Source organism: Streptomyces sp. DT2A-34 (assembly GCF_030499515.1).
GTDB lineage: Bacteria > Actinomycetota > Actinomycetes > Streptomycetales > Streptomycetaceae > Streptomyces.
Genome location: NZ_JASTWJ010000001.1, coordinates 1,876,519 through 1,889,456, shown reverse-complemented (window position 1 = coordinate 1,889,456; position 12,938 = coordinate 1,876,519). Strand labels below are relative to the sequence as shown.

Annotated in this window: 12 protein-coding genes; 8 read left to right on the top strand and 4 right to left on the bottom strand. The window is 73.9% G+C overall.

Annotated elements, in window-relative coordinates; translation table 11 throughout:
* The first annotated feature begins 9 nt into the window (after positions 1-9).
* The 5 genes from QQM39_RS08210 (at position 10) to QQM39_RS08190 (ending at position 5,709) form a co-directional block, all read left to right on the top strand.
* The gene (locus QQM39_RS08210; RefSeq protein WP_301996002.1) at positions 10-1,572 is read left to right on the top strand and encodes an ABC transporter substrate-binding protein; all 1,563 of its coding nucleotides are present in this window, start codon (positions 10-12) and stop codon (positions 1,570-1,572) included.
* Between the two features lie 2 nt (positions 1,573-1,574).
* Positions 1,575-2,528: an ABC transporter permease gene (locus tag QQM39_RS08205; RefSeq protein WP_302003516.1), complete on the top strand. Its 954-nt coding sequence runs from the start codon at positions 1,575-1,577 to the stop codon at positions 2,526-2,528.
* Positions 2,525-3,319: an ABC transporter permease gene (locus QQM39_RS08200; RefSeq protein ID WP_301996001.1), complete on the top strand. Its 795-nt coding sequence runs from the start codon at positions 2,525-2,527 to the stop codon at positions 3,317-3,319. Before QQM39_RS08205 ends, QQM39_RS08200 begins: the two co-directional genes overlap by 4 nt.
* Positions 3,316-4,878: an ABC transporter ATP-binding protein gene (locus QQM39_RS08195; protein ID WP_301996000.1), complete on the top strand. Its 1,563-nt coding sequence runs from the start codon at positions 3,316-3,318 to the stop codon at positions 4,876-4,878. The genes QQM39_RS08200 and QQM39_RS08195 overlap by 4 nt, the downstream gene beginning before the upstream one ends.
* 69 nt (positions 4,879-4,947) lie before the next feature.
* Positions 4,948-5,709: a hypothetical protein gene (locus QQM39_RS08190; protein ID WP_301995999.1), complete on the top strand. Its 762-nt coding sequence runs from the start codon at positions 4,948-4,950 to the stop codon at positions 5,707-5,709.
* Between the two features lie 33 nt (positions 5,710-5,742).
* Here QQM39_RS08190 and QQM39_RS08185 read toward each other — a convergent pair whose 3' ends face one another.
* Complete coding sequence (locus QQM39_RS08185) at positions 5,743-7,059, bottom strand: hypothetical protein (protein ID WP_301995998.1); 1,317 nt, start codon at positions 7,057-7,059, stop codon at positions 5,743-5,745.
* Between the two features lie 113 nt (positions 7,060-7,172).
* Between QQM39_RS08185 and QQM39_RS08180 the strand changes: the two genes are divergently transcribed.
* Entirely contained in the window at positions 7,173-8,417 is a 1,245-nt protein-coding gene (locus tag QQM39_RS08180; RefSeq protein WP_301995997.1) for a molybdopterin-dependent oxidoreductase, read from the top strand.
* Between the two features lie 316 nt (positions 8,418-8,733).
* Here the strand turns inward: QQM39_RS08180 and QQM39_RS08175 are convergent, their stop codons facing one another.
* Genes QQM39_RS08175 through QQM39_RS08165 form a run of 3 tightly spaced genes read right to left on the bottom strand, consistent with a single transcriptional unit; the run spans position 8,734 to position 10,900 of the window.
* Positions 8,734-9,537: a methyltransferase domain-containing protein gene (locus QQM39_RS08175; protein WP_301995996.1), complete on the bottom strand. Its 804-nt coding sequence runs from the start codon at positions 9,535-9,537 to the stop codon at positions 8,734-8,736.
* Positions 9,538-9,551: 14 nt separating this feature from the next.
* Positions 9,552-10,163: a DUF2064 domain-containing protein gene (locus tag QQM39_RS08170; protein WP_301995995.1), complete on the bottom strand. Its 612-nt coding sequence runs from the start codon at positions 10,161-10,163 to the stop codon at positions 9,552-9,554.
* Positions 10,160-10,900 carry a glycosyltransferase family 2 protein gene (locus QQM39_RS08165; protein ID WP_301995994.1) on the bottom strand — a complete coding sequence of 247 codons (741 nt, stop codon included), beginning with the start codon at positions 10,898-10,900 and terminating at the stop codon, positions 10,160-10,162. The genes QQM39_RS08170 and QQM39_RS08165 overlap by 4 nt, the downstream gene beginning before the upstream one ends.
* A 158-nt stretch (positions 10,901-11,058) precedes the next feature.
* Here QQM39_RS08165 and QQM39_RS08160 point away from each other — a divergent pair, with 158 nt between their 5' ends.
* Both QQM39_RS08160 and QQM39_RS08155 read left to right on the top strand, forming a co-directional pair.
* Positions 11,059-11,814 carry a response regulator transcription factor gene (locus QQM39_RS08160; RefSeq protein ID WP_301995993.1) on the top strand — a complete coding sequence of 252 codons (756 nt, stop codon included), beginning with the start codon at positions 11,059-11,061 and terminating at the stop codon, positions 11,812-11,814.
* Between the two features lie 2 nt (positions 11,815-11,816).
* The gene (locus QQM39_RS08155; protein WP_302003515.1) at positions 11,817-12,929 is read left to right on the top strand and encodes a sensor histidine kinase KdpD; all 1,113 of its coding nucleotides are present in this window, start codon (positions 11,817-11,819) and stop codon (positions 12,927-12,929) included.
* The last annotated feature ends 9 nt before the right edge of the window (positions 12,930-12,938 follow it).

Genomic DNA, 12,938 nt, shown 5'->3' with positions numbered 1-12,938 from the left:
AGGGACACCATGAACGAACGCTTCCCCGGCCTGCGCCGCCGCGGCTTCCTCGCCGCCACCTCGGGCGCCGCCGCCCTCGCCCTCGTCGGCTGCGGCGGCGGCACGGACGACAAGGCGGACAGCGCGTCCGGCACCCCCAAGCGCGGCGGCCGTCTGCGCGCCGCGTTCGCCGGGGGCGGCGCGAGCGAGACCCTCGACCCGCACCTGGCGAACCTCTTCGCCGACGTCGCCCGCGCCAAGGCGCTCTTCGACAAGCTCGCCGACTACGGGGCCGACCTCTCCGCACAGCCCCGCCTCGCCGAGAAGTGGGAGTCCAACAAGACCTTGGACCGCTGGCAGGTGACGCTGCGTCAGGCCACCTTCCACGACGGGAAGCCCGTCACCGCCAAGGACGTCCTCTACAGCTACCGCCGTATCGCCGACCCCAAGCAGGCGTTCCGCGCCAAGGCGTCCCTGGAGCCGCTCGACCTCGACGCCAGCCGCGCCACCGGTGAGCGGAGCATCGAGTTCGTGCTGAAGCGGCCCACCGCCGAATTCCCCAACATCCTGGCCGCGTTCGGCGCGTACATCGTCCCCGAGAACGCCACGGAGTTCGACAAGAAGCCGGTCGGCTCCGGCCCCTTCCGCTTCGTGTCGTTCGCCCCCGGCCGCTCCGCCGTCTTCCGCCGCTACGACGACCACTGGGACGGCGCCCCGCTCCTCGACGAGATCGAGTTCGTCGTCGCCAACGAGGAGTCCGCCCGCGTCAACGCCCTCCTCGGCGGCCAGGTCGAGTACGCGCACGAGCTCAACCCCACCACCGCCCGCGCCCACGAAGGCCAGGGCCAGATCGAGATCGTGCGGCTGCGCAACAGCGCCATGCAGGCGTTCTGCATGAAGACCGACCGGGCCCCCTTCGACGACAAGCGGGTCCGCGAGGCCTTCTTCCTCATCGCCGACCGGCAGGAACTCGTCGACGGCGCGCTGTCCGGCGCGGGCGAGGTCGGCAACGACCTGTTCGGCAAGGGCTACGAGTACTACGCCGCCGACCTGCCCCAGCGCGCGCAGGACCTCGACAAGGCCCGCGCCCTGCTCAAGCAGGCCGGCGCCGAGAAGCTGAAGGTCACCCTGGACACCTCGGCCGTCGCCGCCGGGTTCACCGAGGCCGCCGGCATCTTCCGCGACCAGGCCGCCAAGGCGGGCGTCACCATCGACGTGAAGATGGGCAGCAAGGACTCCTACTGGAGCGACATCCTCGACGGCGGCACCCTGTGCTGCTACCGCTCCGGCGCCATGCCCATCGAGGCCCACATCTCGCAGCGGCTGCTCACCGACTCCACCACCAACGCCACCAAGTGGCAGCACAAGGACTTCGACGCCCTCTACCAGCAGGCCCAGTCCACCCGCGACAAGACCGAACGGGCCGCCGTCTACGAGCGCATGCAGCGCCGTCTGTACGCCGAGGGCGGCTTCCTCATCTGGGGCTTCGCGGACTGGATCATCGGAACGGCCCGCACGGTGAAGGGGGTTGAGACCAAGGCACCCGCCAACACCCTCGACTGGGCCCGCTTCGACAAGGTGTGGCTCGCGTGAGAGTGAGCCCCCTGCGCTCGTTCGTGGCCCGGCGGCTGTTCCTCGGTGTCGCGCAGACCATGGCCGTCGTGCTGCTGGTCTTCGCGCTCACCGAGGCGCTGCCGGGCGACGCGGCCGTGGCCCTCGCGGGCGACCAGCCGGACCCCGCGCGCATCGCCGCGATCCGCGAGGCGATGGACCTGGACCGGCCGGCGTACGAGCGGCTGACCGACTGGGCGACGGGCCTGCTGCACGGCGACTTCGGCACCTCCCTGGCTTCCGGCCGCCCCGTCACCCAGTACATCGCCGACGGCTTCGGCCCCACCCTGCTGCTGGCCACGCTCACGCTGGCGCTCCTCGTCCCCCTCGGCTTCGGCCTCGGCGTGCTCGCCGCCCGCCACGAGGGACGGCTCATCGACCGGCTGGTCAGCTCGGTGACGCTGGCCGTGTACGCCGTCCCCGAGTTCGCCCTCGGGGTGCTGCTGGTGACGGTCCTCGCCCTGAAGCTGGCCTGGCTGCCGCCGACGGCCGTCGGCTACGGCACCGACCTGCTCTCCCATCCGGCGGCGCTGGTCCTGCCGGTGCTGGTCCTGCTGTCCCGCCCGGTCTGTTCCCTGTCCCGCCTGGTGCGAGCCGGCATGGTCGACGCCCTCGCCTCCCCCTACGCGGCCCACGCCCGCCGCTACGGCGTCCCCGGCGCCCGGGTCCGCTACACCCACGCCCTGCCGAACGCCCTCGCCCCGGCCGCGCAGCAACTCGCCCGTACCGTCGACTGGTTGCTGTGCGGGGTCATCGTGGTCGAGGCCCTCTTCGTGATCCCGGGCCTGGGCACGGTCCTCCTCAACGCCGTGGCCGAACGTGACGTACCGGTGGTGCAGGGGCTGGCCGTGGTGTTCGGCGTGCTGACGGTCGTACTGAACCTCGGGGCCGACCTGGTGGCCCACCGGCTCACCCCCCGCGCGGGGGTGGCCGCATGACAGCGCATCGCCGTTTCGCGCTCGGCCTCGCGGTCGTCGCCGTCCCCCTCGTACTCGCCCTCCTCGGACCGCTGTTCACCGGTGACCCCGGCCCCCGGGCCACCTCCTTCACCCTCGGTGACGGCCACTGGCTGGGCACCGACTTCGTGGGCCGCGACGTCTGGCAGCAAGTCCTGCTGGGCGGCCGTACGGTCGTCCTCACCGCCCTGGCCGCGACCACGCTCGCGTACCTCGTCGCCGTCCCGGTCGCGCTCATCAGCGCGCTCACCCGTCTGCGGTGGCTGGAGGAGCTGCTGATGCGGCCGCTGGACGTGCTGCTCGCCGTACCGTCGCTGCTGCTGATCCTGCTCGTGGCCTCCGTGCTGTCGCCGGGTGCCGCCGGGCTCGCGCTGCTGGTGGCGCTGGTGAACGTGCCCGACGCGGCCCGGATCGTGCGGGCGGCGGCAGCGGAGGCCGCCGCCCGCCCCGCCGTCGAGGCGCTGCGCATGCAGGGCGAGAGCTGGTGGCGGATCGCCGTCGGCTACGTCGGCCGGTCGGCGCTGCGCACCCTCGCCGCCGACGCCGGTATCCGGCTGACGGGCGTGCTGTACCTGGTGTCGACGGCCGCGTTCCTCGGTGTGGGCGTCGCGCCGGACGCCGCCGACTGGGCGGTCATGGTCGACCGCAACCGCACCGGCCTGCTCGTGCAGCCCTGGGCCGTGGTGGTGCCCGCGCTGCTGATCGTGGCGCTGACGATGGGCACCAACCTGCTCTTCGACGCCGCACTGGAGAAGAAGGGACGACGTTCGTGAGCGGGGCAACGGATGAGGCCGTCGCCGAGATCCGCGGCCTGCGCGTGGAGATCGACGGTCGTGCGATCGTGGACGGAGTGGACCTGCGGGTGCTGCCGGGCAAGGTGACCGCACTGGTGGGTGCCTCCGGCAGCGGCAAGACCACCACCGGCCTGGCGCTGCTGGGGGAGTACCCGCCGGGCTCCCGGGTCACGGGCGAGGTGAGCCCGCCCGCCGACCGTCTGGTGGGCTACGTGCCCCAGCACCCGGCGGCCGTCCTCAACCCGGCCCGCCGCGTCAGCGCCCTCCTCGACGACATCGCCCGCCCCCAGGTCCGCCACCTGCCCCGCGCCGAACGCCGTACGGCGGCCCGCGAACTGGTCCTGCGCGCCCTGTCCGACGCCCAACTCCCGGACGGCGAAGCCCTGTTGCGGCGCCACCCCCACCAGCTCTCCGGCGGCCAGCAGCAACGCGTCGTCCTCGCCCAGGCCCTGCTGCTCGGCGCCCGCGTCATCGTCGCCGACGAACCCACCACCGGCCAGGACGCGTTGACCAAGAGCCGTATCGTCGAGCAGCTGGCGGCCGTGGCGGCCCGCGGCATCGCGGTCGTCCTGCTCAGCCACGACCTGGACGTGGTCCGCGCCCTGGCCGACGAGGTCCTCGTCATGCGCGCGGGCCGGGTCGTCGAGTCGGGCCCGGTGGAGCGGCTGTGGGCGGCGCCCCGGCACGAGTGGACGCGCCGACTGCTCGACGAACAGCGCGCGGTACCGCAGGGCGCGGAGAGTGCGAGCTCGGGCCAACCGATCCTCGAAGTACGGGACTTGACCGCCGTACACGAACGCAGGACCACCGTCCTGCGCGCCCCGCGCCTCGCTCTGAGCCCCGGCGAGTGCCTGGCCGTGGTCGGCCGCTCCGGCAGTGGCAAGACCACGCTCGCCCGCTGCCTCGCGGGCCTGCACCGTGACCACGACGGCGAGATCCTGCTCGACGGCACACCGCTCCCGCGCAGCCTGCGTCACCGCGACCGCGCCCAACTCGCCGCCGTGCAGTACGTCTTCCAGGACGCCCGCGCCGCCTTCGACGAGCACCGACCGGTGCTGCAACAGGTGGCCCGTACGGCGGTACGCCTGCGCGGCACCGGTGAACGGGCGGCCATGGACGAGGCGTCGGCCACCCTCGATCGCCTCGGCCTGGCAGCGGACCTGACCCACCGCCGCCCCGGCGAACTCTCCGGCGGCGAACTCCAGCGCGCCGCCCTCGCCCGGGCCCTGCTCGCCCGCCCCCGGGTGCTGATCTGCGACGAGGTCACCTCCGGGCTGGACACGGTCACCCGGCGCGGCATCCTCGACGTCCTCGCGGGCCTGGTGGGCGAGGGCGACGACCTGTCCCTCGTGCTCATCACCCACGACCTGGACACGGCACGCCTGGCCCACCGCATCGCCGTACTGGACGCGGGCGAACTGGTCGAACAGGGGGCGACGCAGCGGATCCTGACACAGCCCCGGCATCCGTTCACGATCTCGCTCATGGAGACGACGCAACGCCTGGAGACGGGGACCGGCGCGGGGATCCGCGGATGAGCCGGCCTCCGGGCGCCTTCGCGGAGGAGACGGGAAGGCCTCTGCGAGTGGCCCGGAGGCCGGCGGCTCGTGGTCGTGCGCCTCGCCTACGACGTGGTCGGCAGGCGGCGGCGCGGACGGGCGGTGGCCTCGGCGAGCAGGGCGTGGATCTTGCGCACCGCGTCTCCCGGGTGGGTGGCCGGGGCGGCGAAGGGCAGGCGGGCGTCGTGGTGGGACTCCGCTGTCTGTCTCCACGCGCAGCACCAGGCCGTGCCGGTCGAGCCGCAGCGGCCGTACGCCGGTCGCGCCGAGTTGCTCCCGGGCCGGCAGCAGGCGGGCGAGCGGGGCCACGGTGTCGGCGTGGGCCGCGTCCAGCCGGGCCAGCATCTCCGCCTCGTGGGTGGCCAGCGGGTCGGGGGAGGCGAGGCTCAGCTCGTCGAGGCCGACGACGGTCGTCCCGTCGCCCTCGGTGAGCACCGCCCGGGCCGGGTGGAACACCAGGGTCTTCGGACCGAGGGCGCTGAGCCGGCCGCCCAGCGTCAGCCGGGCGCGCACCCGCTCGCGTACGGCGACGGGGGCGATGTCGGTGAACTCCAGGAGGGCGGTCAGCTCGCCGTGCGGTGCCACGGTCAGCTCGGCGGCCAGGTGGCCGTCCGGCGGGTTGTGCAGGAGCAGCCGCGCGGCGGCGTCGACGGTGTGCAGGCCGATCAGCTCGATGCGATGGCCGTGCGTGGTGACGGTCAGCGAGCCGGCCGCCGCCAGCACCGAGCGGGCACGCTCGGCGGGCGTCGGCTCGGCGCGGGTGGCAGCAGACATGGGAACCCTTCGATCCGGCGAGGTCGACTTAGGTAAGCCTAACCTACCCTCGGATGTTCTGTGGTCACGTCACCAACCCGTCAACAGCAGGTGATTGACGAGCAGCGCGAGCACCGCCTGCGCCGCCAGCCAGCCCCGCGCCCCCGTCAGGAACGCGCACGCGGGCAGCAGCCACAGCGCGAACGGCAGCCAGATCCGCTCCGTCTCCGCCTTGCTCATCCCGGACAGGTCGGCGACCAGCACCGCGACCAGCGCGCCGAACACGAGGAGTGCCGACCGGACCTGGGTTCTTTCCGTACGCCGGATCAGCGCCGCACCTGCCCGCCGCAGCCCCGCCGCCGTCGCCAGGCCCACGACGGCGACCGTGCACGCCAAGTTGGCCCACACCCAGTAGCCGTAGGGCCGCACACCACCGACGCCCTGGTAGTAGCGGGTGACCAGCAGGCGGTACGCCTCCCACCAGTCGAAGCCCACGACGGTGAAGGCGACGGGGGCGACCAGGAATCCGGCCAGCAGGAAGGGAAGCGGGCGGACGCGGCGTGAGCCCAGCAGCAGGACGACGGCCGCGATCACGGCCAAGAGGGTCAGGCCGTAGGAGAGGTAGGCCGCCCAGCCGAAGAGGAGGCCCGAGGCCAGTCCCGTCCACCCCGGCCGGTGACCCGTCACCGCCAATGCCAGGAACGCGACCGCCCACGCGGCGACCGCCGCGAAGTACCCGTCGGCCGAGGTGCCCACCCACACCGCGGCCGGGGCGAGGACGAGAAAGGGCGCGGCGCGGCGGGCGAGTCGCTCCTCGGTCAGGGCGCGTACGGCGACGAGGACCGCGACCGCCGCCGTCGTCCCCACGGTGATGCACCAGGCTCCCGCCCAGCCGCCACCGCCCAGGCCGATCCGGTCGAGGAGGACGAAGGTGAGGGTGGCGCCCGGGGGGTGCCCGGCGACATGGGCGGGCCAGTTGTCCGGCGACTGGAGCAGGATGTGGTCGGAGAAGCCCCGCAGGGTGGCGGGGATGTCCTGGAAGCGGTCGACGACCCGGAGGTACTCGTGCGCGGTCGTCAGCTGCTCCGCGACGCCCCGGTGCCAGCCGTCGACCAGGGCGAGGGACCAGGTCCAGGCCATGCCGGTGACCCAGGTGGCAAGGAGCAGGACCTGCCAGCGCAGCCGGGCCGCCACCGAGGGGCCGTACGCCACGACCGCCGCCGCGACGGCGAGCGCGGCCGGGGTGCCGGGACCGGCATGGGGGCTCCAATCGGCCAACAACGGCGGCCAGTTGACCCGGAGTGTGCCGTCCCGGTGCTGGATCACGGTGCCGACGACGGCGGCGGTCACGACGAGGAGCACGGCGGCCGCTGCGGCGGACAGGTCATGGCGGAGGTCGCGGTTCACGCCAGAACGCTAGGACGGGCACCTTCCTCCGGACGGCTGACAGGCGCGGACGTCAGAGATTCGTCATGGTTCGCGCACCCTTTCCCGGGGTGGACCGGACCTACCGTCGGGGCATGGCACGGACTCCCTCCTCCCCTCTCTCTCCTTTCTCTCCCGTCTTCTGGCGCAGTCCGCTGCGCGGCCCCTGGCTGACCTCGGTGCTCGGCGTCGTACTGCTCGGCGGCATCACGGTGCTGTTCGTGACGGGACTGGTGTCCTACGCCGCCTACAACCCGAACCTGGCACCGGTGAACGACAAGACCCCGGACAAGGGGATCCTGGGCTTCTACCTCTTCTCCTGGCCGACCGACCCGCACTGGCTGTACCGGCTCAACCAGGGCGTCCACGTCACGCTCGGCATCACGCTGATCCCCGTGCTCCTGGCCAAGCTGTGGTCGGTCGTACCGAAGCTCTTCACGCTGCCGCCGGCGCGGTCGCTCGCGCACGCCCTGGAGCGGATCTCGCTGCTGCTCCTGGTCGGGGGCGCCCTGTTCGAGTTCGTGACGGGAGTGCTCAACGTCCAGCTGGACTACGTCTTCCCCGGCTCCTTCTACACCCTGCACTTCTACGGGGCATGGGTGTTCTTCGCCGCGTTCGTCGTGCACACGGTGCTGAAGACACCCATGGCGCTGCGGAACCTGCGTGAACTGCGCGAGGAGAAAAGCGAGTTGACCTCTCCGGCTCCCACCGATCCGACCGTCTCCCGGCGCGGTGCGCTGTGGTTCGTCGGTGGCGGCTCGCTGCTGCTCTTCGGCACGACCGTCGGGCAGAACTTCGACGGGGCCCTGCGCCGGACCGCCCTCCTCGCCCCGCACGGCGGCGCCGAACCGGGCAGGGGGCCGGGCGCCTTCCAGATCAACAAGACGGCCGCGTACGCGGGGATCCGCGCCGCCGACACGGACGAGGAGGCCTGGCGGCTCGTCGTCGAGGGCCGGAACGGGCGGACCGTCCGCCTCAGCCGGGCCGACCTGCTCGACCTCCCGCTGCACAGCGCGGCGTTGCCCATCGCCTGCGTGGAGGGCTGGTCGACGTCCGACCAGTGGTGGCGCGGGGTGCGGCTGCGCGACCTCGCGGCGCTCGTCGGCCACGACGGCGACCCACCCGACGTCCTCGTGGAGTCGCTCCAGCGGCGCGGCGCCTTCCGGCGGGCCGCCCTGCGCGCCAACCAGGTCGCCGACCCCCGCTCCCTGCTCGCCCTGTTCGTCAACGGCGAGGACCTGACCCCCGACCACGGCTACCCGGCGCGGATCATCGTGCCCGCCGCGCCCGGTGTGCTGAACACCAAGTGGGTGGCGCGGATGACGTTCGGAGACCTGTGATGCGACGACTGCGGCCCGCTCTGGGCAGCCCTCTCCAACTCCTCCTGCTCGTCTGCTCGTTCGCGCTCGCCGGATATGCGGGGGTGCGGCTGCTGGAGAGGGACTGGTTCGAGGTCGCGCTGTGGTTCGTGGCGGCGGCGATCCTCCACGACCTCGTGTTGCTGCCGCTGTACGGGGCGGCGGACCAGGCGCTGCTGCGAGGGTTCGCGGCGGCCGGACACCGACGGTGGGCGGCGTACGTCCGCGTCCCCGCCGCGCTGTCCCTGCTGCTCCTGCTGGTCTGGTTCCCGCTGATCAGCGGCCGGGTCGCGGACCGCTACACCTCCGGCACCGGCCTGTCCGCGGACGGCTTCCCGGCCCGCTGGCTGCTGATCACCGCCGTGCTCTTCGGCGGCTCGGCGGTGCTGCTCGTGCTGCGGTGGCGACGGCTGCGCAGGGCGGCGAAGGAACGCCCGCCGGCCGTCCACTGATCGACGGCACGCCAGCCGGCGCGCTCCGCGTGCCGCAGCAGTGCGGGCGTGCCGAGCCGGGCCCACGGGAAGGCGGTGCCGGTGGCGCCCCGGGCGTCGGTGACGTGGACCCGGACCCGTTCGTCGAGGTCCATCTCCGGCACGGTCTCGGCGACCAACAGGCCGCCCGGGGCGAGGAGCTGTGCCATCCGGTCGAGCAGGGCGGCCGGGTCTCCGCCGATGCCGACGTTGCCGTCGACGAGGAGGGCGGTGCCCCAGCGGCCCTCTCCGGGGAGCGGGTCGAAGACGGAGCGGCGCAACGCCGGGCCCCCGAGCCGTACGGTGCGGGAGACGGCGGCCTCGCTGACGTCGATGCCGAGCACGCGGCGCCCCTGCCGGGCCAACGCCGCCACCAGCCTCCCCGGCCCGCACCCCACGTCCAGCACCGCCCCCTCACAGCGCCGCAGCACCTCCAGATCCGCCGCGTCGGCGTCCGCGCACCACCGCTCCACTTCGAGCGGCAACAGCCAGCCGTCGGTGCGGCGCAGGAAGAGGGGGCCCCGGCCGGTGCGGAGGGCGTGCGAGTACGGGTCGGCGGACCAGGGAGCGTTGTCCACCGGACTGCCGAGCGCGCCGGGGCTCGCCTGCCGTGCGATGCGCCCCGCGGTCATGTCCCGCGCGCCGCTCATCGGTCCGCCGCCGGGGCGAGGCGCGCCAACGTCGTCGCGAACCGGCTGCCCGGCGCCGCCTCGGCGACCAGATCGGCGTCGTACGCCGTGTCGACGTCCCGTATGCACGGCAGCTCGCGCACCCGCAGATCCGCGAGGCGGGCGCGCTGTACGGCGCCGGTCCGCGGCGTCGACATCGGTACGCCCCGCAGCCGTGCCGGGTCCGGCGCGGCCAGGCCCAGCGCCCAGAAGCCGCCGTCCTCGGCGGGGCCGAAGTACGCCTCGCAGTCGGCCCAGTCCACCGTCAGCAGCTCCGGCGTCACCTGCGGGGTGTCCATGCCGATGAGCAGCGTCGGGCCGTCGCAGCCCGCGAAGGCGGCGGCCAGCCGTTCGTCGAGACCGCCCGCGCACTGCCGTACGACCTCGAAGCCGGGCGGCAGCCAGGGGCCCGGCGCCCCGTCCAGGACCAGGACCCGGCGCCGGGCGGGCGTGCGCGCCACGGCGTCCAGCGTGTCCGCGAGGGCCGCCTCGGCGAGCGCGGCCGCCTCCTCGGGGGTGAAGGGCGGCGTCAGCCTGGTCTTCACCCGGCCCGGCCGGGGCTCCTTGGCGATGACGAGGAGTGTGGTCACGGGCGGGTTCCCTTCCGTACGGGGGTGTCCGGCCGGGCGTCGGGGCGACCGGCGGGTTCGGGCTCGGCGCCGGCGCCGGTACGCCCTGCGTCGTCCTCCGCCAGCACCCGGCTCATGTCCCGCACCGCCTGCCACGTCCCCCGCCAGGTCCCCGTCACCTTCGACGCACCCGTACGCGGCAGGTACGGCACGTCGTACTCGGCGATCCGCCAGCCCGCGTCGGCGGCGCGGACGACCATCTGGAGCGGGTAGCCGCTGCGCCGGTCCGTCAGGCCGAGGGTGAGCAACCGCTCGCGGCGGGCGGCGCGCAGGGGTCCCAGGTCGTGCAGGCGCAGGCCGGTGCGGCGGCGGAGCAGGCGGGTGAGGGCGAGGTTGCCGACGCGGGCGTGCGGCGGCCAGGCTCCGCGGGTCCTGGGGCGGCGGCGCCCCAGGACGAGGTCGGCCTCGCCCGCCGCGATCCGGCGTACGAAGGGCACCAGGTCGCCCGGGTCGAGCGAGGCGTCGCAGTCGCAGAAGCAGACGATGTCGGCCGTGGCGGCGGTCAGCCCCGCGTGGCAGGCGGCGCCGAAGCCGCGGCGCTCCTCGTGCACGACGGTCGCGCCGAGTTCGCGGGCGACGCGGGCCGAGCCGTCCGTGGAGCCGTTGTCCACGACCAGGGCCCGCCAGCCGGGCGGGATGCGCTCCAGGACCCAGGGCAACGCCTCGGCCTCGTCGAGACAGGGGAGCACGACGTCCACGGACGCCGGAGGAGGGGCACTCGCTCGTGGTGATGAAGTCGTCACGGCTTTCACCCTACGAGCGCAAAAGGTGCATATCGGACTGTGGCTCCTTACGAAACAGGGACGTCGGAGCCGGCACGGCTCCGCACGCGCGCATCGGGTGCGACGCTGGCGGCATGGAGCAGCAACAGCCGAACGCGCAGGCCGGGGTCAGGGTTCTCGTGGTCGACGACGACCCCACCGTCGCCGAGATCGTCTCCGGGTACCTCGACCGCGCCGGATACGTCGTGGACCGCGCCGGGGACGGCCCCGACGCCCTCGCCCTGGCCGCCGCGCACTGGCCCGACCTCGTCGTCCTCGACCTGATGCTGCCCGGCATGGACGGCCTGGAGGTGTGCCGCCGGATGCGCGGCCACGGGCCCGTGCCGGTCATCATGCTCACCGCGCGCGGCGACGAGGACGACCGCATCCTCGGCCTGGAGGTCGGCGCCGACGACTACGTCACCAAGCCCTTCAGCCCCCGCGAACTCGTCCTGCGCGTCGAGTCCGTGCTCCGCCGCACCAGGCCCGCCGAGCCGTCCAAGACCCTGCGCGCCGCGGGCCTCTCGGTCGACCCGGCGGCCCGCCGCGCCGTCAAGGACGGCGGCGAACTCGCCCTCACCATCCGGGAGTTCGACCTCCTCGCCTTCTTCCTGCGCCACCCCGGCCGGGTCTACAGCCGTGAGGACCTGATGCGCGAGGTGTGGGGCTGGGACTTCGGCGACCTGTCGACCGTCACCGTCCACGTCCGCCGCCTGCGCGGCAAGGTGGAGGACGACCCGGCCAGGCCCCGGCTCATCCAGACCGTGTGGGGCGTCGGCTACCGCTTCGACGCGACCGGCACCACCGGCACCACCGGCACCACCGACTCCCGTCCCGACGGGGAGGCGTGACCGTGCGCGACACCCTGCTCATCGCCCTCTTCGCCTTCCTCGGCGCCGCCGCGGCCGGCCTGCTCGGCGCCTGCGTGCTCCTGCTGATCCGGCGCCGCTCGCTCATCGCCCACCTCGCCGTGGTCGCCGGCGTCGGCATCACCGCCATGCTCGCCGGCACGCTCGCCGTCGCGCAGGCGATGTTCCTGTCCGGGCACGACCTGAGCGTCGTCACGACCGTCGTCGCCATGGCCGCCGTGGTCTCCCTGGCCACCGCCCTGCTGCTCGGCCGCTGGGTCGCCGACCGCAGCCACGCCCTCGCGCTCGCCGCCCGCTCCTTCGGCGACGGCGGCGCCTTCACCTCGCCCGACGGCCCCGCCACCGCCGAACTCGCCGCACTGAGCCGCGAGTTGGAGGCGACCAGCACGAAACTCGCCGAGTCCCGCGAGCGCGAGCGGGCCCTGGAGTCCTCCCGGCGTGAACTCGTCGCCTGGATCTCCCACGACCTGCGCACCCCGCTGGCCGGCCTGCGCGCCATGGCGGAGGCCCTGGAGGACGGGGTCGCCGCCGACCCCGACCGCTACCTCAAGCAGATCCGCATGGAGGTCGAGCGCCTCAACGGCATGGTGGGCGACCTCTTCGAGCTGTCCCGTATCCACGCCGGCACCCTGACGCTCTCGCTCGCCCGGATGTCCCTGTACGACCTCGTCGGCGACGCCCTCTCGGGCGCGGACGCGCTGGCCCGCGAACACGGGGTCCGGCTCGTCGGTGCCCGGGTCGAACCGGTGCCGGTGCGGGTGGACGGCAAGGAGATGAGCCGGGTGCTGGGCAACCTGCTGGTCAACGCCATCCGCCGCACCCCGGCCGACGGCACGGTCGCCGTCGCCGCCGAACGCGTCCCCGACGGTGTGGTGCTGTCCGTCACGGACAGCTGCGGCGGCATCCCCGAGGAGGACCTGCCCCGCGTCTTCGACACCGGCTGGCGCGGCACCCACGCCCGCACACCCCCCGCCGGCGCGGGGCTCGGCCTCGCCATCGTGCGGGGCATCGTCGAGGCACACGACGGTCGGGCCACGGTACGCAACGTCCCCGGCGGCTGCCGTTTCGAGGTGGTGCTGCCCGCTGCCGCTTCCTGAAGGCGGGCA